Here is a 25,141-nt window from a genome sequence, read left to right on the forward strand (position 1 = left end):
GGGGTGACGGGAACGAATCTACGCGGCCCCACCGACAGCCACCGGCCGCCGCTCCAGCGGGCTGAGCGCCAGCACCCAGAGCACGGCGGCCACCGGCAGCAGGTCCAGGCTCACCGCCGACAGCGCCACTCCGGCGGCCGCCACCAGCGGGCTCCACCAGGCGGTGCGGCGGGCCGCCGCGACGAGCAGCGCGACCAGGCCGAGGTGGAACAGCAGCGGCCCCACCTGGTAGAACGCCGGCAGCACCCCGGGCACGTCCTGCACCCGCTGGAACAGCTCCCGCATCGCGGCCTTGTCCTCCGCCACCAGGCCCACCCAGAGGTCCACCAGCACCTGCCCGACCGAGGCGGCCAGCCCCAGGTACGCCAGCGGGCCCAGCACCCGGCCGAACCCCCGGGCCCGGCGGGCCAGTTCGGCCAGCACCGGGACGAACAGCAGCAGCCCGAGCAGCAGCAGTGCATGGCCGATCAGCCAGCTCGGTCCCGGCTCCCGCGACTCCGGCAGCAGCCGGACCGCTCCGTAGAGGCCGAACAGCAGCGGCGCGACCAGCGCCGGACGGTCCCAGGTCATCGTCGAACTCCCTTGGTGGTGACGGCTTCTCGATGACCACCAGCCTGCCGTCCGGGCGCCGCCCGGGGATCGCCCGCGCCGGTGAACCGGTGGCCTCCCCCGCGCGGGGGAGGCCACCGGGATCAGTCCTCCCCGGCCACCACCGCGCCGGACTCGTACGCGAAGACCACCGCGTGCACCCGGTCCCGGAGCTGCAGCTTGGCCAGCACGTTGGAGACGTGCGTCTTCACGGTGTGCTCGCTCACCACCAGGGCCCCGGCGATCTCCGCGTTGGAGAGCCCGCGCGCGAGCAGCCGCAGGGTCTCCGCCTCACGGGCCGTCAGCTGCTCCAGCAGCCGCGACGGCGGCCGCTGCGGCCCCGGGCCGGAGCCCCGGCGGGCGGTGAACTCGCCGATCAGCCGGCGGGTCACCGAGGGCGCCAGCAGCGCCTCGCCGGAGGCCACCATCCGCACCCCGTGGGCCAGGTCGTCCCGGCGGACGTCCTTGAGCAGGAAGCCGCTGGCCCCGGCGTACAGGGCGTCGTAGACGTAGTCGTCCACGTCGAAGGTGGTCAGCATGATCACCTTGGTGGCCGGGTGCTCCGCACAGACCCGGCGGGCCGCCTCCAGGCCGTCCATCACCGGCATCCGGACGTCCAGCAGCAGGACGTCCGGGGCGAGTTCGCGCACCCGCTCGACCGCCTCCGCACCGTTGGCCGCCTCCGCCACCACCTCGATGTCCGGCTGCGCGTCCAGGATCATCCCGAACCCGGCCCGCACCAGCTCCTGGTCGTCGGCGACCACCACCCGGATCGTCATGCTGCTCCCCTTCTCAACTCGCCAACGGCAGGCGGGCGCTGACCACGAAGCCGCGCCCCTCGGGGCCGGGCCCCGCCTCCGCCCGGCCGCCCACGGCGGCCGCCCGTTCCCGGATGCCGACCAGCCCGCGGCCGCCCGACCACTCCCCCGCCCGCGGGGCACCGACCCCGCGCCCGTCGTCCGCCACCCGCACCAGCAGCTCCCGGCCGGTACGGGTGACGCTCACCTCGGCGGAGGTCGCCCCGGCGTGCTTCACCGTGTTGGTGAGCGCCTCCTGCACGATCCGGTACGCCGCGGCCTGCACCTCCGGCGGACCGGCCTCGGCGCACTCCAGCTCCACCCGCAGCCCCGACTCCCGGACCCGCTCCACCACCACCGGCAGCTCCGCCAGGGTCGGCTGCGGGGCCAGCTCGGGGCCGGCCCCCTGCTCCTTCAACACTCCCAGCACCCGCCGGAGTTGGACCATCGCGTCCCGGCCGGAGTCGGCGATCGTGTCGAAGGTGCGCACCGCCCGGTCCGGATCGCTGCGCACCACCAGCGGGCCCGCCTCGGCCTGGATCACCATCAGCGAGACCGCGTGCGCCAGGATGTCGTGCATCTCCCGGGCGATCCGGGCCCGCTCCTCGGCCACCGCGCGGGCCGCGTCCACCTCGGCCCGGCGGGCCAGCTCACCGGCCCGGTCCGCGGCGTCCGCCGCCTTGCGGCGCAACTCCCGCACCAGCGAACCGAAGACGAACGCCCCGACGGAGGTCAGCAGGCTGAACAGCGCCCCGTTCAGCGAGCGGGTGCCCGCCACGTTGCCCCAGACCAGGCCGGTCAGCATCAGCCAGCGCTGCCAGTCCCGGCCCCGGTCCGCGACGGTGTAGACCGTCACCACCGCCGCCAGTGGCACCTGCGGCATCGCCGAGTGCGCCGCCACCGTCACCCCGATCGAGGCCACCGCGTTCAGCAGGAAGACCGTGAACGGGGCGCGCCGCCGCCACACCACCGGCAGCGCGGTGGCCACCGCCAGGGCGTAGACCCACCACTCCCAGGCCGGCTCGTCGTGCCAGACCGTCCAGACCGCGATGGCCGCCGAGGCCACCGCCAGCCCGACGTCCAGCACGTACGGATCCACCCCGGCCCACCGGGCCCGCCACCACGCCCCGGCCCGCTCCGCGCACGCCCGCCACCGCTCCACCCAGACCTCACCCCCGTGAAGTCGATCATCCCGCACGGCGCCTCCCTCAGCCACCGACCACCGTCACGTCACCCGTCGCCGCCCGCGCCGTGACCTTCCGCTCCGACGCGATGCGCACCGGCACGTCCACCCGCACCGACCCGGTGCCCGCCTCGGCGTCCACCGCGTACTCCTCGCCCTTCGGCAGCTCCAGCCGCACGTCGCCGGTGCCGGCCACGGCCCGCACGCTCCTCGGCGCCACCGCGAAGGCCCCCCGGACGTCCCCCGTCCCGGCCTCCGCCGTGACCACCCCGGTCAGCCCCGCCAGCCGCACGTCACCGGTGCCCGCCTTCACCTTCACCTCGGTCCCGGTCGGCACCCGCACCACGTACCCCACCGAGCAGTCGTGGCCCGGGCACCGGTACGACAGCGTCAGCGTCCCGTCCACCAGCTCGTGCCGGACCTCCGGCGCCTTCCCCCGCCACTCCTGACGCTCCGTCACCGCCACCCCCGACCCCTCCCCCGTGACCTGCACGTCCCCCGTCCCCGAGTCCACCACCAGCACCCGCACCGGCCCGTCCACCGCGTACGCGGCCTCCCGGCGCTCCGGCTCCGCGGCACACCCGCCCGCCCCCGCCAGCACACCCGCCACGACCACGCCCGCCACCAGTACCCGCTTCACGACCAAGCCCTCCGCAGTCCGAAACCAACTGCCCCCAGCCTGGCCCGCACCCCCGCCCCGCACCTCCCTCTCCGGAGCGGTCCTGCGCACTCCCCCGGGCGGGGGAGGAAACGCCGCAGGGCGGCCACCCCGTGTGGGGTGACCGCCCTGCGGTCGTGCGACTGACCGTCAGCCCGTGTACGGGCCGTAGTCGTAGTCGTCCAGCGGAACGGCCTGGCCGGAGCCGGCGCCGAAGGGCGACAGGTCGTAGTCGTCGTAGCCGACGGCCGAGTACATGGCGGCCTTGGCCTCCTCGGTCGGCTCGACCCGGATGTTGCGGTAGCGGGGCAGACCCGTACCGGCCGGGATGAGCTTACCGAGGATGACGTTCTCCTTGAGGCCCAGCAGCGGGTCCGACTTGGCGTGGATCGCCGCGTCGGTGAGGACCCGGGTCGTCTCCTGGAAGGAGGCGGCCGACAGCCAGGACTCGGTGGCCAGCGAGGCCTTGGTGATACCCATCAGCTGCGGACGGCCGGAGGCGGGGTGACCGCCCTCGGAGACCACGCGACGGTTCTCCTGCTCGAAGCGGCCGCGCTCGACGAGCTCGCCCGGGAGCAGCTCGGCGTCGCCCGACTCGATGATCGTCACGCGGCGGAGCATCTGCCGGATGATGATCTCGATGTGCTTGTCGTGGATCGACACACCCTGCGAGTTGTAGACCTTCTGGACCTCGGCCACCAGGTGGACCTGGACGGCACGCTGGCCCATGATGCGCAGGACGTCGTGCGGGTTGGTCGCACCGACGGTCAGCTTCTGGCCGACCTCGACCGCCTCGCCCTCGGAGACCAGCAGCTTGACGCGCTTGGAGACCGGGTAGGCGATCTCGTCGCTGCCGTCGTCGGGGGTGACGACCAGCTTGCGGGTCTTCTCGGTGTCCTCGACCCGGACCCGGCCCTGGGCCTCCGAGATCGGGGCGACACCCTTGGGGGTGCGCGCCTCGAAGAGCTCGACGACACGGGGCAGACCCTGGGTGATGTCGTCACCGGCCACACCACCGGTGTGGAAGGTACGCATCGTCAGCTGGGTGCCGGGCTCACCGATGGACTGGGCGGCGATGATGCCGACCGCCTCACCGATGTCGACCAGCTTGCCGGTGGCCAGCGAACGGCCGTAGCACATGGCGCAGGTGCCGACCGCCGACTCACAGGTGAGGATCGAGCGGGTCTTGACCTCGCCGATGCCGTGACGGATCAGCTCGTCGATCAGGACGTCGCCGAGGTCCGTGTTGGCGGTGGCCAGCAGCTTGCCGTCGACGGTGATGTCCTCGGCGAGCATGCGGGCGTAGACGCTGGTCTCGACGTCGTCCGTCTTGCGCAGCGAGCCGTCCTCGCCGCGGACGCCGATCGCCAGCTTGAGGCCGCGCTCGGTGCCGCAGTCCTCCTCGCGGATGATGACGTCCTGCGAGACGTCCACCAGACGACGGGTCAGGTAACCCGAGTCGGCGGTGCGCAGCGCGGTGTCGGCCAGACCCTTACGGGCACCGTGGGTGGAGATGAAGTACTCCAGCACGGACAGGCCCTCACGGAACGAGGCCTTGATGGGACGCGGGATGGTCTCGTTCTTCGCGTTCGACACCAGACCACGCATACCGGCGATCTGACGCATCTGCATCATGTTTCCACGAGCACCCGAGTCCACCATCATGAAGATGGGGTTGGTCTTCGGGAAGTTCGCGTTCATCGCCTCGGCGACCTCGTTGGTCGCGCGGGTCCAGATGCCGATGAGCTCGCTCTTGCGCTCCTCGTTGGTGATCAGGCCGCGCTCGTACTGGCGCTGCACCTTCTCGGCCTGGGCCTCGTAGCCCTCGAGGATCTGCGGCTTGCTCGGCGGGACGACGACGTCCGAGATCGAGACGGTGACGCCGGACCGGGTCGACCAGTGGAAGCCGGCCGACTTGAGGTTGTCCAGGGTCGCCGCGACGACGACCTTGGGGTAGCGCTCCGCCAGGTCGTTGACGATCGCGGAAAGCTGCTTCTTGCCCACCTCGTAGTCGACGAACGGGTAGTCCTCGGGCAGCAGCTCGTTGAAGAGCGCGCGGCCCAGGGTGGTGCTCAGGCGGAAGGACTCGCCCTCGAACCAGGAGGTCTGACCCTCCTCGTCCACCGGCGGGGTCCAGCCGCGCGGCGGCACGGTGCCGACCGGCAGGCGCAGGTCGATCGGGGCCTGGACGTCCAGCTCGCGGGCGTCGAAGGCCATGATCGCCTCGGCGGTGGAGGAGAAGGAGCGGCCACCGCCCTTCACCTCCTCGCGGTCCGAGGTGAGGAAGAACAGACCGAGCACCATGTCCTGGGTCGGCATGGTGACGGGGCGACCGTCGGCCGGCTTCAGGATGTTGTTCGAGGACAGCATCAGGATGCGGGCCTCGGCCTGCGCCTCCGCGGAGAGCGGCAGGTGGACGGCCATCTGGTCACCGTCGAAGTCCGCGTTGAACGCGGTGCAGACGAGCGGGTGGATCTGGATGGCCTTGCCCTCGACCAGCTGGGGCTCGAAGGCCTGGATGCCGAGGCGGTGCAGGGTGGGCGCACGGTTCAGCAGCACCGGGTGCTCGGCGATGACCTCTTCGAGGACGTCCCACACCACGGGGCGGGCGCGCTCGACCATGCGCTTGGCCGACTTGATGTTCTGCGCGTGGTTCAGGTCCACCAGGCGCTTCATCACGAACGGCTTGAAGAGCTCCAGCGCCATGGCCTTGGGCAGACCGCACTGGTGCAGCTTGAGCTGCGGGCCGACGACGATGACCGAACGGGCCGAGTAGTCGACGCGCTTGCCGAGCAGGTTCTGACGGAAACGACCCTGCTTGCCCTTGAGCATGTCGCTCAGGGACTTCAGCGGACGGTTGCCCGGGCCGGTGACCGGCCGGCCACGACGGCCGTTGTCGAACAGGGCGTCGACCGCCTCCTGGAGCATGCGCTTCTCGTTGTTCACGATGATCTCGGGCGCGCCGAGGTCGAGAAGCCGCTTCAGGCGGTTGTTGCGGTTGATGACGCGGCGGTACAGGTCGTTCAGGTCGGAGGTGGCGAAGCGGCCACCGTCGAGCTGGACCATCGGACGCAGGTCCGGCGGGATCACCGGGACGCAGTCCAGCACCATGCCGTTGGGCTTGTTGGTGGTCTGCAGGAAGGCGGAGACGACCTTGAGGCGCTTGAGCGCACGGGTCTTCTTCTGGCCCTTGCCGGTCCGGATGATCTCGCGCAGGCGCTCGGACTCCTCGGCCAGGTCGAAGGTCTCGAGGCGGTCCTTGAGGGCCGCCGCGCCCATCGAGCCGGAGAAGTAGGTGCCGAAGCGGTCGCGCAGCTCGCGGTAGAGCAGCTCGTCGCCCTCGAGGTCCTGGACCTTGAGGTTCTTGAAGCGGGCCCAGACCTCGTCGAGGCGGTCGATCTCGCGCTGCGCGCGGTCGCGCAGCTGCTTCATCTCGCGCTCGGCGCCCTCGCGCACCTTGCGGCGCACGTCGGCCTTGGCACCCTCGGCCTCGAGCTCGGCGAGGTCGGTCTCGGCCTTCTTCGCGCGGTTCTCGAGGTCGGAGTCGCGACGGTTCTCGATCTGCTGGCGCTCGACGGAGACGTGCGCCTCCAGCGACGGCAGGTCGCGCTGACGGCGCTCGTCGTCGACCCAGGTGATCATGTAGGCGGCGAAGTAGATGACCTTCTCGAGGTCCTTCGGCGCCAGGTCCAGCAGGTAGCCCAGGCGGGACGGGACACCCTTGAAGTACCAGATGTGGGTGACCGGGGCGGCCAGCTCGATGTGGCCCATCCGCTCGCGGCGCACCTTGGCGCGGGTCACCTCGACGCCGCAGCGCTCACAGATGATGCCCTTGAAGCGGACGCGCTTGTACTTGCCGCAGTAGCACTCCCAGTCCCGGGTGGGGCCGAAGATCTTCTCGCAGAAGAGCCCGTCCTTTTCCGGCTTCAGGGTGCGGTAGTTGATGGTCTCCGGCTTCTTGACCTCGCCGTGGGACCACTGGCGGATGTCGTCGGCGGTGGCCAGGCCGATGCGGAGCTCGTCGAAGAAGTTGACGTCAAGCACTGGTCGTCAAGCCCTCTTTCGTGAATCGAGGTTCTGTCTGTTGGTCTGAGGGGGGCCTGGGGGCGGGCCGGCTGATGCAGCATCAGCCGGCCCGGCCTCAATCAGACCTCTTCGACGCTGCTCGGCTCGCGCCGGGACAGGTCAATGCCGAGCTCCTCGGCGGCGCGGAACACGTCCTCGTCGGAGTCACGCATCTCGATGGACGAGCCGTCCGAGGACAGCACCTCCACGTTGAGGCAGAGCGACTGCATTTCCTTGATGAGGACCTTGAAGGACTCGGGAATGCCGGGCTCGGGGATGTTCTCGCCCTTGACGATCGCCTCGTAGACCTTCACGCGGCCCAGGACGTCGTCGGACTTGATGGTGAGCAGCTCCTGCAGCGCGTAGGCCGCGCCGTACGCCTCGAGGGCCCACACCTCCATCTCACCGAATCGCTGACCACCGAACTGCGCCTTACCACCGAGCGGCTGCTGGGTGATCATCGAGTACGGACCGGTCGAACGGGCGTGCAGCTTGTCGTCGACCAGGTGGTGCAGCTTCAGGATGTACATGTAGCCGACCGACACCGGCATCGGGAACGGCTCGCCGGAGCGGCCGTCGAAGAGCCGGGCCTTACCGGTGGAGTTCACCAGGCGCTCACCGTCACGGGTGAGGGTGGTGTGGTCCAGCAGGCCGGTGATCTCGTCCTCGCGGGCGCCGTCGAAGACCGGGGTGGCGAGGTTGGTGCCGCCCTGGACGGTGTCGGCGCCGATCGCCTGCAGGCGCTGGGCCCACTCGTCGGCGAGGCCGGAGACGTCCCAGCCCTGCTTGGCGAGCCACCCGAGGTGGATCTCCAGGACCTGTCCCGGGTTCATTCGGGACGGGACGCCCAGCGGGTTGAGGATGATGTCGACCGGGGTGCCGTCCTCCAGGAACGGCATGTCCTCGACCGGCAGGATCTTCGAGATGACGCCCTTGTTGCCGTGACGGCCGGCGAGCTTGTCACCGTGGGTGATCTTGCGCTTCTGGGCGACGTAGACGCGGACCAGCTGGTTCACGCCCGGGGGAAGCTCGTCCCCCTCCTCGCGGTCGAAGACGCGGACGCCGATGACCTTGCCGGACTCGCCGTGCGGCACCTTCAGCGAGGTGTCGCGGACCTCACGGGCCTTCTCACCGAAGATCGCGCGGAGCAGGCGCTCCTCCGGGGTCAGCTCGGTCTCGCCCTTCGGGGTGACCTTGCCGACCAGGATGTCGCCGGTGACGACGTCCGCACCGATCCGGATGATGCCGCGCTCGTCGAGGTCGGCGAGGACCTCCTCGGAGACGTTCGGGATGTCCCGGGTGATCTCCTCGGGGCCGAGCTTGGTGTCACGGGCGTCGACCTCGTGCTCCTCGATGTGGATCGAGGAGAGGACGTCGTCCTGGACGAGGCGCTGCGACAGGATGATCGCGTCCTCGTAGTTGTGACCCTCCCACGACATGAACGCCACGAGCAGGTTCTTGCCGAGCGCCATCTCGCCCTGGTCGGTGCAGGGGCCGTCGGCCAGCACCTGGTTGACCTCGACGCGGGAGCCCTCGTCGACGAGCACCTTCTGGTTGAAGGAGGTGCCCTGGTTGGAGCGGGTGAACTTGGCGGCGCGGTACGTGTTGTACGTGCCGTCGTCGTTGGCCACGGTGACGTAGTCGGCCGAGACCTCCTGGACGACACCGGCCTTCTCGGCGGTGATCACGTCGGCGGCGTCGACGGCGCAGCGGTACTCCATGCCGGTGCCGACCACGGGTGCCTCGCTCTTCAGCAGCGGCACCGCCTGACGCATCATGTTGGAGCCCATGAGCGCGCGGTTGGCGTCGTCGTGCTCGAGGAACGGGATCATGGCGGTCGCGACCGACACCATCTGGCGCGGCGAGACGTCCATGTAGTCGATCTCGGAGCCCGGGATGTAGTCGATCTCGCCGCCGCGGCGGCGGACCAGGACACGCGGCTCGGCGAAGTGCAGGTCGTCCGTCAGCGGGGCGTTGGCCTGCGCGATGACGAAGCGGTCCTCCTCGTCGGCGGTCAGGTAGTCCACGGCCTCGGTGACGACACCGTCGACGACCTTGCGGTACGGGGTCTCGATGAAGCCGAAGGCGTTGACCCGGCCGTAGGACGCGAGCGAGCCGATCAGACCGATGTTCGGGCCTTCGGGGGTCTCGATCGGACACATGCGGCCGTAGTGCGAGGGGTGCACGTCACGGACCTCGAAGCCGGCCCGCTCACGGGACAGACCACCGGGGCCGAGTGCGGACAGACGACGCTTGTGGGTCAGGCCCGACAGCGGGTTCGTCTGGTCCATGAACTGCGACAGCTGGCTGGTGCCGAAGAACTCCTTGATGGAGGCGACGACCGGCCGGATGTTGATCAGGGTCTGCGGCGTGATCGCCTCGACGTCCTGGGTGGTCATGCGCTCGCGCACGACGCGCTCCATGCGGGCGAGACCCGTACGGACCTGGTTCTGGATCAGCTCGCCCACGTTGCGCAGGCGACGGTTGCCGAAGTGGTCGATGTCGTCGACCTCGACCACGATGTCGCGGCCCTCGTCGTCACGCCACTCGACCTCGCCGGCGTGCAGCTTCACCAGGTACTTGATCGCACCGATGATGTCGGGCTCGGTGAGGACGCCGGAGTCCAGGGACTCCGCGTTGCCCAGCTTGCGGTTCACCTTGTACCGGCCGACCTTCGCGAGGTCGTACCGCTTCGGGTTGAAGTACAGGTTCTCCAGCAGCGTCTGGGCGGCCTCGCGGGTCGGCGGCTCGCCGGGGCGCAGCTTGCGGTAGATGTCGAGGAGCGCGTCGTCCTGGCCCTGGGTGTGGTCCTTCTCCAGGGTGGCGCGCATCGACTCGTACTCGCCGAACTCCTCGAGAATCATCTCGTTGGTCCAGCCGAGGGCCTTCAGCAGCACGGTGACCGACTGCTTGCGCTTGCGGTCGATGCGGACACCGACCATGTCGCGCTTGTCGATCTCCATCTCCAGCCAGGCACCGCGGGAGGGGATGATCTTGCAGGAGTAGATGTCCTTGTCGGACACCTTGTCCAGGCTCGAGTCGAAGTAGACGCCCGGGGAGCGCACCAGCTGCGAGACCACGACACGCTCGGTGCCGTTGATCACGAAGGTGCCCTTGTGGGTCATGAGCGGGAAGTCGCCCATGAAGACCGTCTGAGACTTGATCTCACCGGTCTCGTTGTTGGTGAACTCGGCAGTGACGAAGAGCGGGGCCGCGAACGTGAAGTCGCGGTCCTTGCACTCGTCAATGGAGTTCTTCGGCGGCTCGAAACGGTGGTCGCGGAAGGTCAGCGACATCGACCCGCTGAAGTCCTCGATCGGGGAGATCTCCTCGAAGATCTCCTCCAGACCGGACTTGGTGGGGACGTCCTGACCGTTCTCCAACGCCTCCTCGACCCGCGACCTCCAGGCCGCGTTGCCGAGCAGCCAGTCGAAGCTCTCGGTCTGCAGGGCCAGGAGGTTGGGGACCTCGAGGGGCTCCTTGATCTTCGCGAACGAGACGCGGAGCGGGGCGGTGGATGCGGAATTGTTCGAGGCGTTGCGCGGCGCGGCCAAGAGGGGGGTCCTTCCGAGGGCTCGGAGCTCACTACGCGCGTACCGGCCGGGCCTTGCCGAGGCGGAAAACCCCAGGTCAGGACAGGGGCCACTCCGGGCGACGAGTCACGGAGCAGCTAACAGGCAGCGCAAAGGGACAGTGTAGCCAAAAGGCACACTGCTGACAAGCCCTGATTCGGAGACCGAATCGGAGACCCCTCTCCTACCACTCACCAATGGCCCGGACGCCCCGGGCCACCGCACCTCACGATGAGTCAGTTCCCGTCGGAGCCACGGAATATGCATCCGGAACCGCTCCGACCGCCTGGACCCACCACGCGGGGCGCGCCTTGAGAATCGCGCGCCCGGTGCGGTTCGTCAAGGGCCGCACCGGAGTGCGGACCTCACGCCGTACATCGTCCCAGCAGGCCACCGCGTTACAGACCCCGTGGCGGGCCCTCCGGAGACGACAGCGATCACCATACCCGGACCCGCCGACAGTGGCCGAGCCCACAGTCGGCCAGGACGGTGAACGTCAGGTCCCCGGGAGTGCAAAAAAGGCCGGGCCGACCACCACAGGGGTGATCGGCCCGGCCTCGCGCCCTCTCAGGGAGGGCACTGAGTCACTTGACGGTGACCTTGGCGCCGGCGCCCTCGAGCTGGGCCTTGGCCTTCTCGGCAACGTCCTTGGCGACCTTCTCGAGAACCTTCGCACCGGCGGTGTCGACGAGGTCCTTGGCCTCCTTCAGGCCGAGGGAGGTGAGGGCGCGCACCTCCTTGATGACCTGGATCTTCTTGTCGCCGGCACCGTCGAGGATGACGTCGAACTCGTCCTGCTCCTCGACAGCCTCGCCGCCACCGGCCGGGCCGGCAACGACGACGGCGGCGGCCGGGGCGGCAGCGGTGACGTCGAACTTGTCCTCGAAGGCCTTCACGAAGGCAGCGAGCTCGATGAGGGTGAGCTCCTCGAACTGCGCGAGCAGCTCGTCCTGGGTCAGCTTCGCCATGATTGGCGTCCTTCCACTAGTTCGGCAGGTAGGTGCCGTATGTACGGGTGAAGCGGGCACTGGCCCGCAGCGAGGCGTGAGCCTGCGGAGTTACTCCGCGGCCTCGTCCTCAGCGGCGGGAGCCGGCGCGCCGGCACCGCCCTGCTCGACCTTGTCGCGAAGAGCGTCCACGGTGCGGACGAGCTTCGACGGCAGGGCCTGGAAGAGCGCGGCAGCCTGGGACTGCTTGGCCTTCAGGGCACCCGCGAACTTGGCGAGCAGCACCTCGCGGGACTCGAGGTCCGCGAGCTTCTTGATGTCATCGGCGGACAGCGCCTTGCCGTCAAGGACACCGCCCTTGATGATCAGAGCGGGGTTGTCCTTGGCGAAGTCACGCAGAGCCTTCGCCGACTCCACCGGGTCACCGGTGACGAAGGCGACGGCCGTCGGACCAGTGAACTGGTCGTCGAGCTCGGTGATCCCAGCCTCGTTGGCAGCGATCTTGGTCAGCGTGTTCTTCACCACGGCGTACTGGGCGTTCTCGCCCAGCGAGCGACGCAGGGTCTTGACCTGCTTCACCGAGAGACCGCGGTACTCGGTCAGCAGCGCGGCGCTGGAGGAACGGAACTTGTCCGTCAGCTCAGCGACGTCAGCAGCCTTGTCGGGCCTGGCCATAGGCTTACGCCTCCTTCCGTGATGTCGAAGTCAGGCCGACCATCGATCAGCCGACCATCCAAGCCTCGAACCACGGGTGACGAAAAAAGCCCCATGCGCAGGGGCATGGGGCTTGCAGACCTCGACGGCCCCGAAGGACCGGAAATCAAAGACACCAGACACACCTGCGCGGGCCGCCCGCACGAAGCGGGACCTTCGGTGCCGGCTCCCCCGGAAGGGAAACGGCGACAACCAGCGGTCTTTGGCAGGCTCTACCGTACCCGAGCCTTGCTTTCGGACCAAATCCGGTCAGGAGGCCAGTGGTGGCAAGGGTGCCGTGCCCATGTCCGCGGTGTCCGCCGCGTCCGGGGCCTGCACCGAGAGGGCGCCGCCCCAGTCCTGGTACGTCACCGTGTCGTTGCCCTGGCCGCCCGAGCGGTGCAGGCGGACCAGCTGGTCCTTGCCGTCCAGCCACAGGTCGAGGGTGACGTCCCCGCTGCCGAGCCCGGCCCGGAGCGCCTCCTGGCGGCCGGCCGGCAGCTGGGTCTGGGCGGCGGCGTACCGCTCGGCGCTCAGCACCACCCGGTAGTGCTGGACGGTGAGCTCGTCGACGGTCTCCTCGCCGATGAGCTGCGGACCCTCGGCCGCGACGGCGGCGGTGAGCGCCACCATCGGGTTGAGCCGGTCGACCAGGGCGGCGTACGGGATGTCCCGGGCAGCGCCCTGGGCCGCGTACTTCTCCCAGTGCCGGCCGGCGTTCCGCTCGGCGGTGGCCTGGTCGCCGCCCCGGTAGGCGGTGGTGTCGAGTATCACCAGCTGCTCGGAGCTGCCGGGGCGCTTGAGCCTGAGCACCGTCTTGGGGGCCCAGAACAGCACCCCGGTGGCGGACTCGTCGCCGAGCCGGGCGGAGTACCCGGCCCGGCGGGCGGTGTCCATCGCCAGCTGGGCGGAGAGCAGCACCCCGTGCGGGGAGCGGTCGGTGGGGCTCGGCAGGCCGGTCGGGGTCCGGCTGGCGGAGGGGCTCGGGGTGGGCTTGCCGCCGCCCGAGCCGCCGGAGCCGCAGCCGGCCAGGCCGGCCAGCAGCAGGACGGCCAGTGCCGCGGCCGCGCTGCGCCGTGCCCTCGTCATCCCGTCACCCCGTCCTCGTGCCGCCGCTCCCCCGCCAACCTCTCACGCCGCGGGTCAGCCGCCGAAGCCCTTGAGCAGATCTGCGACCTCGAACACATCGGTGGCCGGCGGCGCGGCGACCTGCGGCGCCCGGCCCAGCTCGCCGTAACGGACCGTCATCTCACCGGCCCGGGACGGGGTCAGGTCAGCGGCCCGGAGCTGGACCAGCTCGTTCCTGCCGTTGATCCAGAGGTCCAGCGCGCCCCCGTTGCGGCCCAGGTCGGCCAGGGCCTGGCGCTTCTGGTCCTCCGTCAGACCGTTGACCAGCGCGTCGGCCACCCCGGTGGCGCGGAAGTGCACGGCCTCCTGGCCGTCCACCGACTCCACGCCGACCTTGGTCAGGCCCGGGCTGCCCGCGCCGGCGGCCAGCGCCACCGACGGGTCCAGCACCTTGGCCAGCACGACCAGCCCGCGGGCGTCCTCGCCGCCGGCCAGCACCTGGGTGCCGCCGGGCTTGGCGTTGGGGTCGACCTTCATCCAGGGCTTCCCGCCGACCAGCGCGGCGGTCTGCTCGGGGGCGCCGACCCAGACGGAGCCGCCGGTGGAGCGGAGCCGGGCCTGGGCGCCGTCCGGCTGGGCCAGCACCAGGTCGATGCCGCCCGGCTGGGCCCAGGCGAAGGAGCCGCCGCCGCCCTGCGCGACCGCGCCGGTGCCGACCGACAGCTTGGCGTTGCCGGCCTTGGCCATCACGCCGTTCGCCGCCAGCAGCACGTCCTTGGCGGCCCCGACCGGAGCCGGGACGGTGCCCGGGGCGGTGCCGCCGGAGCCCCCGGTACCGCCGCCCGCCGTCGGGCTCGCCGAGCCGGCGGCCTCCGAAGCGGCCCCCGAGGGAGCGGTGGAGCCGGTCGCGCCGGCGGAAGCGGTGGTGGACGGCGCGGCCGTGGCGGCGCTCTTCGCGTCGTCGCCGGCCCCGCAGGCCGTCAGCCCGGCCACCAGCAGCGCGGCCAGGGCGGTCACCCGTATCGTGCGCATTCGTGGAACCCCCTACGTCCCGGATCTCGGTAGGCGGACTCTAGTCGACCCGGACAAGCGGACGGGCCCGCACCCCCCGGTGAAGGGGAGTGCGGGCCCGTCGAACGCGGTTACCGCTGGAGCTCGGAGGCTCAGACGGCGGCCGGGTCCTCCTCGACGAGGAGGTTGCGGGTGCGGTTCGGGTCCACCTGGATGCCGGGGCCGATGGTGGTCGAGAACGCGGTCTTCTTGATGTAGCGGCCCTTGGCGGCGGCCGGCTTGGCCCGGAGGACCTCCTCGAGCGCGGCGGCGTAGTTCTCGACCAGCTGGTCATCGGAGAACGAGGTCTTGCCGATGATGAAGTGCAGGTTCGAGTGCTTGTCGACGCGGAACTCGATCTTGCCGCCCTTGATGTCGTTGACAGCCTTGGCGACATCGGGGGTGACGGTGCCGGTCTTCGGGTTCGGCATCAGGCCACGGGGACCGAGCACGCGGCCGAGGCGGCCGACCTTGCCCATGAGGTCCGGGGTGGCGACGACGGCGTCGAAGTCCAGCTTGCCCTTGGCGACCTCGTCGATCAGCTCGTCGGCACCGACGATGTCGGCGCCGGCAGCACGCGCGGCCTCGGCACGCTCGCCGGTCGCGAAGACCAGGACCCGAGCGGTCTTACCGGTGCCGTGCGGGAGGATCACGGTGCTGCGGACCATCTGGTCGGCCTTGCGCGGGTCGACGCCCAGACGCATGGCGACCTCAACGGTGCCGTCGAACTTGGAGGTGGAGGTCGCCTTGGCGAGGCGGACGGCCTCGAGGGGGGCGTAGATCTTGGTGCGGTCGACCTGGGCGTCCGCGGCCTTGAGGGCCTTGCTGCGCTTCACTGCTTCTCCTGAAAGTGATGGAGTTCGTGGTGTACGGGCCGCGCAGGCCCTACCACGGGGTGGACGAGAGGGGTGATCAGCCCTCGACGGTGATGCCCATCGACCGGGCGGTGCCGGCGATGATCTTCGACGCGGCGTCCAGGTCGTTGGCGTTCAGGTCGGGGAGCTTGACCGTGGCGATCTCGCGCACCTGAGCCGCGGTCAGCTTGGCGACCTTGGTCTTGTGCGGCTCGGCCGAGCCCTTGTCCACGCCGGCGGCCTTCAGGATGAGGCGCGCGGCCGGCGGCGTCTTCGTGATGAAGGTGAAGGTGCGGTCCTCGTAGACCGTGATCTCCACCGGCACGATCATGCCGCGCTGCGACTCGGTCGCGGCGTTGTAGGCCTTGCAGAACTCCATGATGTTCACGCCGTGCTGGCCCAGCGCGGGGCCGACCGGCGGGGCCGGGTTGGCCGCGCCGGCGTTGATCTGGAGCTTGATGAGCCCCGTGACCTTCTTCTTCTTGGGAGGCATGCTCTCCGGGTCCTTCCGAGAGTGGTTTGCTGGTGCGTCCGGCGGTCGGGGCGACACCCGTCCGGGTGGACACACATCGGACCAGGCTAACCGTTGTCGGCGCCTGGACCAAAACGAGTTCGGGGCGGGGCCGAAGCCCCGCCCCGAACTCGAAGCTCAGTGTCAGTTCTTCTGGATCTGGTCGAACGACAGCTCGACCGGGGTCTCGCGACCGAAGATCTCGACCAGGCCCTTGACCTTCTTCGAGTCCGGGTTGATCTCGTTGATGGTCGCCTGCAGGGTGGCGAACGGACCGTCGGTGACGGTGACCGAGTCGCCGACCTCGAAGTCGAGCACCTGGACCTCGACCGGACGGATCGGCGAGGCCTTGCCGGCCTCCTTGGCCGCCTGGCGCTCCACGTCGGGGGCGAGCATCTTGACGACCTCGTCCAGGGTCAGCGGGTACGGGTCGTAGGCGTTGCCGACGAAGCCGGTGACGCCGGGGGTGTTGCGCACGACGCCCCAGGACTCCGGGGTGAGGTCCATGCGGACCAGCACGTAGCCGGGGAGCTTGTTCTGCCGGATGGTCTTGCGGTCGCCGTTCTTGATCTGGACGACCTCCTCCTGCGGCACCTGCGAGTCGAAGATGTAGTCCTCGACGTTGAGCGAGACGGCGCGCTGCTCGAGGTTCTGCTTCACGCGGTTCTCGTAGCCGGCGTAGGTGTGGATGACGTACCACTCGCCCGGCGCGGTGCGCAGCTCCTCGCGGAAGGCGGCCACCGGGTCGACCTCGACCTCGGGCTCCTCGACCTCGGCCTCCGCCTCGGCGGCCTCGTCCTCGTCCTCGGCGTCGGAGCCGACGGCCTGGAGGGCGGCGGCGAAGGCGTCGTCCTCGTCGAGCTCGTCCTCGTCCACCTCGTGCACGGCGGCCTCCTCGGCGGGCTCGCCCGCCTCGGCCTCGTCCGCAGCCTCGACCTCGTCCTCGTCCGAGTCGACCGCGTCCACGATCTGCTCGGCGTCCTCGACGTCGGCAGCCTCGACGTCGGCGGCCTCGGCGGCGAGGTCATCCGCCTCGCGGACGGTCTCGTCGGCGTCGTACAGGGGGGAGTCAGACACGGTGGCTGCTTCTTTCCTGGAAGTGAGATGGAACGGCTCCGGGCCTTCCGGCGCCACGGCGGGCGCGCTGCGGGAACGACTCGGACCTCCAACAGTACCGAGTCAACGGTAGCGGGAACGCCCGGAGTGCGCCGACAGCTCGACCCGGACCGTCAGGACGGCCCGGGTCGGGGAGTGAAGCGGGAGGTGACGGCGGATCAGCCGAACACCCACAGGCTGAGCTTGGAGAAGCCGTAGTCGAGACCGGAGACGAGGCCCATCACCACGACCACGAAGACCACCACGACGATGGTGTACTGGGTCAGCTGGTTGCGGGAGGGCCAGACCACCTTGCGGAGCTCGGCGATGATCTGCCGGTAGAACAGCGCGGCGCGGGCGAAGACGCCCTTCTTGGCGCGCTTGCCGGCCTTCTTGTCGCCACCCTCGGCCTTCTTGGCGCGCTTGCGGTCGCGGCGCGACAGCGCCTCGTCGGCAGGCGTGGCCTCCGCGGCACCCTCGGGGTTGCCGCTCTCAGGCGTTGCGGTGGAGCCCGTGGTCTCCGTCACTCGTCCTCACCTGAATCCGGGTCCTGCCGAGCGTCGCGTCGCGGGTGCGGGCGATCCGGCGAATGCAGTGCTGAAAGGTGCCCTCTCCGCATCAAGCCCGCTCGCTCCAGTGGAGCGAACGGGCTGAGTACGGTTCAAGCAGCAGGGCAAGAGGGACTTGAACCCCCAACCGCCGGTTTTGGAGACCGGTGCTCTACCAATTGAGCTATTGCCCTACGGGGCCTTGTGGGCTCCGGAGATGTCTCACAACCTACCGCATCCTGGCCGCTGCGTTCACTACGCCTCGGTGTGGAGCTGCACTTCGGGAGCCATCGAGCAGTGAGTGTACGTGTTCCGGGCCGTCAGGTCGAACCCCATTCACCAAGGTGGGGCGCAAGCCGTACGCAATGCGGACCGATCGGTACGCATCCTGGACCCTCGTGCCCCCGGAGCACCCTCTCTGCGACGATGGCGGGCATGAGCGCTCCCACCCCCAGCAACCGCCCCTCGGACCGCCGTGTCTCCGCCCGGATCGGCGCCATCGCCGAGTCCGCCACCCTCGCGGTGGACGCCAAGGCGAAGGCCCTCAAGGCGGCCGGCCGCCCCGTGATCGGCTTCGGCGCCGGCGAGCCCGACTTCCCGACCCCGGACTACATCGTCGCGGCGGCCGTCGAGGCCTGCCAGGACCCGAAGAACCACCGCTACACCCCGGCCGGCGGTCTGCCGGAGCTCAAGGCCGCCATCGCCGCCAAGACGCTGCGCGACTCGCGCTACGAGGTGGACGCCTCCCAGGTGCTGGTCACCAACGGCGGCAAGCAGGCGATCTACGAGGCCTTCGCCGCGATCCTCGACCCGGGCGACGAGGTGATCATCCCGGCCCCGTACTGGACCACCTACCCCGAGGCCGTGAAGCTGGCCGGCGGCGTGCCGGTCGACGTCGTCTCCGACGAGACGACCGGCTACAAGGTCTCGGTGGAGCAGCTGGAGGCGGCCCGGACCGAGCAGACCAAGGTGGTCCTGTTCGTCTCGCCGTCCAACCCGACCGGCGCGGTCTACACCGAGGCCGAGGCCGAGGCGATCGGCCGCTGGGCGCTGGAGCACGGCCTCTGGGTGCTCACCGACGAGATCTACGAGCACCTGGTCTACGGCGACGCGACCTTCACCTCGCTGCCGGCCCTGCTGCCCGAGCTGGCCGACAAGTGCATCGTGGTCAACGGCGTGGCCAAGACCTACGCGATGACCGGCTGGCGGGTGGGCTGGCTGATCGGCCCCAAGGACGTCGTCAACGCGGCCGCCAACCTGCAGTCGCACGCCACCTCCAACGTCTCCAACGTGGCGCAGCGCGCCGCGCTGGCCGCCGTCTCGGGCGACCTGTCGGCCGTGGACGAGATGAAGGAGGCGTTCGACCGCCGCCGCAAGACCATCGTCCGGATGCTCAACGAGATCGAGGGCGTGCTCTGCCCCGAGCCCGAGGGCGCGTTCTACGCGTACCCCTCGGTCAAGGAGCTGCTGGGCAAGGAGATCCGCGGCAAGCGTCCGGCCACCTCCGCCGAGCTGGCCGCGCTGATCCTGGACGAGGCCGAGGTCGCGGTCGTCCCGGGCGAGGCCTTCGGCACCCCGGGCTACCTGCGCCTGTCGTACGCGCTCGGCGACGCCGACCTGGTCGAGGGCATCAGCCGGATGCAGAAGCTGCTGGGCGAGGCCCGCGACTGACGCTCCGTCACCCCGCGCGCACCGCCCCTTTCACTCCTTCGGAGGACGTGAGAGGGGCGGTTCCCGTTCGGGGGTGTCATGCGGCAGGATCGGTGAATGGATCAGCCTCGCGACGTACGGGCCCTGCCTAAGGCCCACCTGCACCTGCACTTCACCGGTTCGATGCGGCCCGCCACCCTGCTGGAGCTGGCCGAGAAGCACCGGGTCCGGCTGCCGGAGGCGCTCAGCTCGGGCGAGCCGCCCAGGCTTCGGGCCACCGACGAGCGCGGGTGGTTCCGCTTCCAGCGGCTGTACGACACAGCGCGCTCGGTGCTGCGGGACGAGTCGGACATCCGGCGGCTGGTGCGGGAGACGGCCGAGGACGAGGCCCGGGACGGCTCGCGCTGGCTGGAGATCCAGGTCGACCCGACCTCGTACGCGCCCCGGCTCGGCGGGCTGATCCCCGCGCTGGAGCTGATCCTGGACGCCACCCGGGAGGCCTCCGCGGCCACCGGCGTCGGGATCCGGGTGCTGGTCGCGGCGAACCGGATGAAGTCCCCCATGGACGCCCGGACGCTGGCCCGCCTGGCCGTCCGGTACGCCGACCAGGGGGTGGTCGGCTTCGGGCTCTCCAACGACGAACGGCGCGGCCTGGCACGGGACTTCGACCGGGCCTTCACCATCGCCCGCAAGGGCGGCCTGCTGGCCGCCCCGCACGGTGGAGAGCTCTCCGGGCCGGAGTCGGTCCGGGACTGCCTGGACGACCTCGGGGCCGGCCGGATCGGGCACGGGGTGCGGGCCGCCGAGGACCCGCGGCTGATGCAGCGGCTGGCGGACCGTCAGGTGACCTGCGAGGTCTGCCCGTCCTCCAACGTCTCGCTCGGGGTCTACGAGGAGCCCGGGCTGGTGCCGCTGCGCACCCTCTTCGACGCCGGGGTGCCGCTCGCGCTGGGCGCGGACGACCCGCTGCTGTTCGGCTCCCGGCTGGCCGCCCAGTACGACCTGGCGCGGGACGTGCACGGCTTCTCGGACGCCGAACTCGCCGAGCTGGCACGGCAGTCGATCAGGGGATCGGTCGCGCCGGAGGACGTCCGCAAGGTGCTGCTGGCGGACGTGGACGCCTGGCTGGCCGCGGACCCGGCGTGACCGACGGGCCGGCGGGCTGACGGGCTGACGGGCTGACGGGCTGACGGGCTGACGGGCTGACGGGCTGACCTACAGGCTGACGCCCACCATCACCGGCTCGTTCACCAGCTCCACCCCGAAGGCGGCCCGGACGCCGTCCCGGATCTCCCGGGCCAGCGCGAGCAGGTCCTCGGTGGAGGCGGCGCCCCGGTTGGTGAGGGCCAGGGTGTGCTTGGTGGAGAGGGTGGCCGGCCCGGAGCCGTAGCCCTTGCCGAAGCCGGCCCGGTCGATCAGCCAGGCCGCGGAGGTCTTGGTGCAGCCGTCCGGCGCGGGGTAGGCCGGGGCGGTGAGCTCCCCCAGCCGGGCCTGGAAGTCGGCGTACTGAGCGGCCGTCAGGACCGGGTTGGTGAAGAAGGAGCCGGCCGACCAGGTGTCGTGGTCCGCCGGGTCGAGCACCATGCCCTTGCCGGCCCGCAGGCCGAGCACGGTCTCGTACGCCTGCCGCAGGCCGATCCGCTCGTCCTGGCCGACGCCGAGCGCCTTGGCGACCTCGGCGTAGCGGACGGGGGTGGAGAGGCCGCCGGCGTCCTCCAACCGGAAGCGGACCCGCAGGACCACGTAGCGCTCCGGGTCGGCCTTGAAGCGGCTGTGCCGGTAGGAGAACGCGCAGTCGGCGTTGGCCAGGGTGACGGTCTCGCCGGCCCGGCGGTCGTACGCGACCACCTCGGTGATGCCGGTGGCCACCTCCTGGCCGTAGGCGCCGACGTTCTGCACGGGGGTGGCCCCGGCCGAGCCGGGGATGCCGGCCAGGAACTCGATCCCGGCCAGGCCCGCGTCCACGGTGCGGGCCACCGCGTCCGCCCAGACCTCGCCGGCGGCGAGCTCCAGCAGGGTGCCGTCCAGGGCGAAGCCGGTGGTGGCGATCCGCAGCACGGTGCCCTCGAAGCCGGCGTCGCCGATCACCAGGTTGGAGCCGCCGCCGATCACCAGCAGCGGCTCCCCGGTCTCGTCTGCCTTGCGGACGGTCTCGACCACCTCGGCGTCGGTGGTCGCGGTGACCAGCCGGCGGGCCGGGCCGCCGAGGCGCAGCGTGGTCAGCGGGGCGAGGGGGGCGTCCAGTTCAACGAGCACGCCCCCCAGCCTAGCCGCGGCTCACTTCAGCCTGACGACCGCGCGGGACATGCCGAGCACCTTGTTGTCGCCGTTCTTGGCGAGCAGGTCGACCCGGACCTTGTTGTCGTCCAGCAGGGCGGCCACCTTGGCGGACACCTCGATGGTGGTGCCGACGCCGTCGTTGGGGACGGGGACCGGCTTGGTGAAGCGGACGCCGTACTCGACCACCGCGCCCGGGTCGCCGACCCAGTCGGTGACCACCCGGATCGCCTCGGCCATGGTGAACATGCCGTGGGCGATGACGTCGGGGAGGCCGACCTCCAGGGCGAACTTCTCGTTCCAGTGGATCGGGTTGAAGTCGCCGGAGGCGCCCGCGTACTGGACCAGTGTGGCGCGGGTCACCGGGAAGGACTGGGCGGGCAGTTCGGTGCCGACCTCGACCGAGTCGTAGGTGATGCTCATCTCGTTCACTCCCCCTGCGCGGTGTCGGCGGTGTCGGCGGCGCGGGCGACGAGGGTCATGACCGCGGTGACCACGTGCTCGCCGCTCTCGTCGTGCACGGCGCCGCTGACGGTCAGCACGTCGTTGCCGGCCAGCGACTTGATGGCGTCGATCACGATGGCGACGCTCAGCCTGTCCCCCGCCTGCACCGGCCGGGAGTAGAGGAACTTCTGGTCCCCGTGCACCACCCGGCTGTAGTCCAGGCCGAGTTCCGGGTCGTTCACCACCTGGGCGGCCGCCTGGAAGGCGATCGCGAACGGGAAGGTGGGGGGCGCGATCACGTCCGGGTAGCCGAGCGCCTTCGCCGCCTCCACGTCGGTGTACGCCGGATTGGCGTCCCCGACCGCGACCGCGAACTCGCGGATCTTCTCGCGGCCGACCTCGTAGGGTGCGGTGGGCGGGTAGGTCCGCCCGATGAACGAGGGGTCGAGAGCCATGGGCCACTCCTCTGACGGTGGGTCACGCTGTGCGGTGGTACGGGAGATGCAGAAAAAGCTCCAGGCCGTGCCCCCTTGCGGGAGACACGGCCTGGAGCCAAGAGCCTGATCACACCAGGCCCGGTGACGCCCTACGGGGTCAGCGGGTCTCGCGGTGCGCGGTGTGCGAGTTGCAGCGGGGGCAGTGCTTCTTCAGCTCAAGACGGTCCGGGTCGTTACGCCGGTTCTTCTTGGTGATGTAGTTCCGCTCCTTGCACTCCACGCAGGCCAGCGTGATCTTCGGGCGGACGTCGGTGGCAGCCACGGGAGTGCCTTCCTTGGACAACGATTGATGACACGACAAGAGTAGCCGATCGGGAGTTGATCCCCCCGATCGACTACGCGGGTAGCGGTGACCGGACTTGAACCGGTGACACAGCGATTATGAGCCGCTTGCTCTACCAACTGAGCTACACCGCTGAGATGATCGAGCTTCGGATCCGGAGATCCTCGGCTTCCTCACCAGAGCCCCCATGCGGAATCGAACCGCAGACCTTCTCCTTACCATGGAGACGCTCTACCGACTGAGCTATAGGGGCGAACGAGGAAGAGATTACACGTTTCCCGGCCAGAGGTGAAATCCGTTCCCCGACCGGAAGATCGCAGGTGGACGGCTCGTACGGGCACTCCCCCGCAGGACCGCCGTTCGATCGCGCCGTGGAACCCACGGAACGGCCTGCAGCCTCCCGGAGCCGCCGGCCGCGACCGTGCGACAGCGGCGACCACCGCGACCGCGGCCCGACCCGATACGACTTATGCCAGCCTCCGAGCACCTCGCACCCGGGCCCCATAGGCTCGACGCTCACTGATCTTGCGGCTCCCGGACCGCCCGGCGGGCCGCCGGGCAACGAGGAGCCGGCCGATGACCGCGGACAGCGCACCCGCCGACGGGCCGCACCAGGGCGAGGAACCCGCACGCAGCGGCAACCCGCTGGGCCACGGCCCCGTCCTGCTGCTCACCAACGCCCGGCTGACCGACGGCCGACTGGTGGACGTGCGGATCAGCGGCGACCGGATCCAGGCCGTCGGCACCTGCGGCTCCCTGGGTCCGCTGCCCGCCCTGCCCGGCGCCCCGACCACCACCACCGGCGCCAAGATCGACCTCAGCGGCTACCTGCTGCTGCCCGCGCCCGCCGAACCGCACGCCCACTACGACGTCGCCTTCTCCGCCGCCCTGCAGACCCCGCCCCCGGAGACCCCGGCCGAGCTGGTCCGCCGGGTCACCGAGGCCGCGCTCACCGCACTCGGGTACGGCGCCACCGCGCAGCGCACCCACGTCCGGATCGGCGACGTGCACGGGCTGCGACGGCTGGAGGCCGTACTGACCGCCCGTCAGGCCCTGCGCGGACTGGCCGACCTCCAGGCGGTGGCCGTACCCCGCCTGCTCACCGGCCGGGCCGGGGCGGACGGCCGGGCCCAGCTGCGGGAGGCCCTCAAGCTCGGCGCCACCGCCGCCGGCGGGTGCCCCGACCTCGACCCGGACCCGGTCGGCTACGTCCAGGTGCTGCTGGAGGCCGCCCGGGAGGCCGACTGCCCCGTGGACCTGCACACGGCCGGCGCGGATCCGGCCCAACTCGCGCGGCTGGTGGCGGCGTTGGCGCCGCTGCGGCCGCGGGTGACGATCGGGCCGCTGTCCGCGATGGCGGTCGGCGGCGCCTCGGGCGGGGCGGGCGGGGCGGGCGGTTCGGGCGGTTCGGGCGGGCCAGGTTCGGGCGGGGCAGGCGGTTCGGGTGGTGGGGCCGCCGCCGCGCTGGCCGCGGCCGGGCTGCGGGTGGTCTGCCTCCCGCAGAACGGCCACTGCGTCGGGCTGGAAGGGCCAGCTCATGCCCTCCGGGCTTCCCTGGTACGGGAGTTGAGCGAGGCCGGGGTGATCCTCGCCGCCGGTGGCGGCGCTCTCCGGGACACCGGCAACCCGGTCGGCCGGGCCGACCCGCTGGAAGCCGCCTACCTGCTCGCGGGCGGCGGCGGACTCAGCCCCGAGGCCGCGTACGAGGCGGTCTCCAACCAGGCCAGGATCGCGCTCGGGCTGCCGCCGGTCCGGGTGGACGCCGGGTTCCCGGCGGAGCTGCTGGCCGTCCGGGGCGACTCGGTGGCCGGGGTACTGGCGGGCGGGCACAGCCGGCTGGTGATCCACAGCGGGCGGGTGGTGTCGCGGACCAGCGCGGTGCGGGAGTTCGCCGACACGGTGGCACTGGCGCTCCCCCGGCAGAACACGCCCGGATAGCGGGGACGAGCCCCGCCGAGCTGCGGGCGGCCCCCTCAGGCGCCGACCCGAGCCGGGCTCCGCCCTGCCCATCGGTACCCGACGGGCGTGGTGGGGGTGGCCGGCCCGACGTCCCGGCGGTCGCCGGTTGGGAAGACGATCAGCTCTGACGGAGGACTCCCGGCGCGGTGGCCGAGACGCTTCAGCAGACGACTGGCGGGCCCACCACCCCCACAACACACTCTCCTGGCTCGCAGATGTAATTGCAAGTCATACGCAATAAGCTGGCGGCGGCACGCCGACACACCGTCAGCACAGCGAACTAGGAGCCCTTTTACCCATGGGTCAGTACACGCTCCCCGATCTTCCGTACGACTACTCGGCTCTGGAGAAGGCGATGTCCGCCGAGATCCTCGAGCTGCACCACTCCAAGCACCACGCCGC

General features: G+C 70.7%; 21 protein-coding genes, 3 tRNA genes and 1 pseudogene. 4 read left to right on the top strand and 21 right to left on the bottom strand.

The features are described 5' to 3' along the window. Positions 1–18: 18 nt before the first annotated feature. The 15 genes from ACWCYY_RS36355 to ACWCYY_RS36425 all read right to left on the bottom strand — a co-directional run bounded on the left by ACWCYY_RS36355 (position 19) and on the right by ACWCYY_RS36425 (position 17,823). Positions 19–570, bottom strand: a complete 552-nt coding sequence (locus tag ACWCYY_RS36355; RefSeq protein ID WP_345286271.1) for a hypothetical protein — start codon at positions 568–570, stop codon at positions 19–21. A 122-nt stretch (positions 571–692) separates the two neighbouring features. Then, complete coding sequence (locus tag ACWCYY_RS36360; RefSeq protein ID WP_345286273.1) at positions 693–1,367, bottom strand: response regulator transcription factor; 675 nt, start codon at positions 1,365–1,367, stop codon at positions 693–695. 13 nt (positions 1,368–1,380) lie between these two features. Next, positions 1,381–2,583, bottom strand: coding sequence for a sensor histidine kinase (locus ACWCYY_RS36365; protein ID WP_449798477.1), 1,203 nt, complete (start codon positions 2,581–2,583; stop codon positions 1,381–1,383). 10 nt (positions 2,584–2,593) lie between these two features. Continuing rightward, positions 2,594–3,208, bottom strand: a complete 615-nt coding sequence (locus tag ACWCYY_RS36370) for a DUF4097 family beta strand repeat-containing protein (protein WP_449798478.1) — start codon at positions 3,206–3,208, stop codon at positions 2,594–2,596. Between the two features lie 168 nt (positions 3,209–3,376). Next, complete coding sequence (locus ACWCYY_RS36375; protein ID WP_345286280.1) at positions 3,377–7,270, bottom strand: DNA-directed RNA polymerase subunit beta'; 3,894 nt, start codon at positions 7,268–7,270, stop codon at positions 3,377–3,379. Positions 7,271–7,371: 101 nt separating this feature from the next. Beyond that, the gene (gene rpoB, locus ACWCYY_RS36380) at positions 7,372–10,845 is read right to left on the bottom strand and encodes a DNA-directed RNA polymerase subunit beta (protein ID WP_345286282.1); all 3,474 of its coding nucleotides are present in this window, start codon (positions 10,843–10,845) and stop codon (positions 7,372–7,374) included. A gap of 602 nt (positions 10,846–11,447) precedes the next feature. Next, complete coding sequence (rplL, locus tag ACWCYY_RS36385) at positions 11,448–11,831, bottom strand: 50S ribosomal protein L7/L12 (protein ID WP_345286284.1); 384 nt, start codon at positions 11,829–11,831, stop codon at positions 11,448–11,450. Positions 11,832–11,921: 90 nt separating this feature from the next. After that, positions 11,922–12,485, bottom strand: a complete 564-nt coding sequence (gene rplJ / locus ACWCYY_RS36390) for a 50S ribosomal protein L10 (protein WP_345286286.1) — start codon at positions 12,483–12,485, stop codon at positions 11,922–11,924. Between the two features lie 288 nt (positions 12,486–12,773). Further along, positions 12,774–13,592 carry a hypothetical protein gene (locus tag ACWCYY_RS36395; RefSeq protein WP_449798479.1) on the bottom strand — a complete coding sequence of 273 codons (819 nt, stop codon included), beginning with the start codon at positions 13,590–13,592 and terminating at the stop codon, positions 12,774–12,776. Positions 13,593–13,646: 54 nt separating this feature from the next. After that, the gene (locus ACWCYY_RS36400; protein WP_449798480.1) at positions 13,647–14,603 is read right to left on the bottom strand and encodes a hypothetical protein; all 957 of its coding nucleotides are present in this window, start codon (positions 14,601–14,603) and stop codon (positions 13,647–13,649) included. Between the two features lie 131 nt (positions 14,604–14,734). Further along, positions 14,735–15,457, bottom strand: a complete 723-nt coding sequence (rplA, locus tag ACWCYY_RS36405) for a 50S ribosomal protein L1 (RefSeq protein WP_345286292.1) — start codon at positions 15,455–15,457, stop codon at positions 14,735–14,737. 76 nt (positions 15,458–15,533) lie between these two features. Continuing rightward, positions 15,534–15,968 (bottom strand): 50S ribosomal protein L11, encoded by a 435-nt coding sequence (rplK, locus tag ACWCYY_RS36410; protein WP_345286294.1) that lies wholly within the window; start codon positions 15,966–15,968, stop codon positions 15,534–15,536. 162 nt (positions 15,969–16,130) lie between these two features. After that, positions 16,131–17,063, bottom strand: a complete 933-nt coding sequence (gene nusG, locus ACWCYY_RS36415) for a transcription termination/antitermination protein NusG (RefSeq protein WP_449798481.1) — start codon at positions 17,061–17,063, stop codon at positions 16,131–16,133. A 197-nt stretch (positions 17,064–17,260) separates the two neighbouring features. Then, entirely contained in the window at positions 17,261–17,608 is a 348-nt protein-coding gene (secE, locus tag ACWCYY_RS36420) for a preprotein translocase subunit SecE (protein WP_380149372.1), read from the bottom strand. Between the two features lie 142 nt (positions 17,609–17,750). Beyond that, positions 17,751–17,823 (bottom strand) — tRNA-Trp (locus ACWCYY_RS36425). A gap of 241 nt (positions 17,824–18,064) precedes the next feature. Between ACWCYY_RS36425 and ACWCYY_RS36430 the strand changes: the two genes are divergently transcribed. Together ACWCYY_RS36430 and ACWCYY_RS36435 are read left to right on the top strand one after the other, a co-directional pair. Beyond that, on the top strand, positions 18,065–19,300 hold the full coding sequence (locus ACWCYY_RS36430; RefSeq protein WP_345286296.1) for a pyridoxal phosphate-dependent aminotransferase: 1,236 nt from the start codon (positions 18,065–18,067) through the stop codon (positions 19,298–19,300). Positions 19,301–19,396: 96 nt separating this feature from the next. Then, positions 19,397–20,425 (top strand): adenosine deaminase, encoded by a 1,029-nt coding sequence (locus ACWCYY_RS36435; RefSeq protein ID WP_449798482.1) that lies wholly within the window; start codon positions 19,397–19,399, stop codon positions 20,423–20,425. Between the two features lie 69 nt (positions 20,426–20,494). Here ACWCYY_RS36435 and ACWCYY_RS36440 read toward each other — a convergent pair whose 3' ends face one another. The 6 genes from ACWCYY_RS36440 to ACWCYY_RS36465 all read right to left on the bottom strand — a co-directional run bounded on the left by ACWCYY_RS36440 (position 20,495) and on the right by ACWCYY_RS36465 (position 23,033). After that, the gene (locus tag ACWCYY_RS36440) at positions 20,495–21,535 is read right to left on the bottom strand and encodes a UDP-N-acetylmuramate dehydrogenase (protein WP_449798483.1); all 1,041 of its coding nucleotides are present in this window, start codon (positions 21,533–21,535) and stop codon (positions 20,495–20,497) included. Positions 21,536–21,556: 21 nt separating this feature from the next. Next, a complete protein-coding gene (locus tag ACWCYY_RS36445) occupies positions 21,557–21,979 on the bottom strand; it encodes a MaoC family dehydratase (protein WP_345286305.1) in 423 nt (140 codons plus the stop codon). A gap of 5 nt (positions 21,980–21,984) precedes the next feature. Continuing rightward, positions 21,985–22,455, bottom strand: a complete 471-nt coding sequence (locus ACWCYY_RS36450; protein ID WP_345286306.1) for a MaoC family dehydratase N-terminal domain-containing protein — start codon at positions 22,453–22,455, stop codon at positions 21,985–21,987. Positions 22,456–22,594: 139 nt separating this feature from the next. After that, positions 22,595–22,759, bottom strand: a complete 165-nt coding sequence (gene rpmG / locus ACWCYY_RS36455; protein ID WP_014144273.1) for a 50S ribosomal protein L33 — start codon at positions 22,757–22,759, stop codon at positions 22,595–22,597. Positions 22,760–22,841: 82 nt separating this feature from the next. Then, positions 22,842–22,914: transfer RNA gene (locus tag ACWCYY_RS36460), tRNA-Met, on the bottom strand. A gap of 46 nt (positions 22,915–22,960) precedes the next feature. Then, a tRNA-Thr gene (locus tag ACWCYY_RS36465) sits at positions 22,961–23,033 on the bottom strand. A 323-nt stretch (positions 23,034–23,356) separates the two neighbouring features. Between ACWCYY_RS36465 and ACWCYY_RS36470 the strand changes: the two genes are divergently transcribed. Next, entirely contained in the window at positions 23,357–24,718 is a 1,362-nt protein-coding gene (locus ACWCYY_RS36470) for a hydrolase (RefSeq protein WP_449798484.1), read from the top strand. A gap of 319 nt (positions 24,719–25,037) precedes the next feature. Further along, a pseudogene (locus ACWCYY_RS36475) lies at positions 25,038–25,141 on the top strand (superoxide dismutase); the annotation flags it as partial.

The sequence above is a fragment of the Kitasatospora sp. NPDC001664 genome, assembly GCF_053596675.1.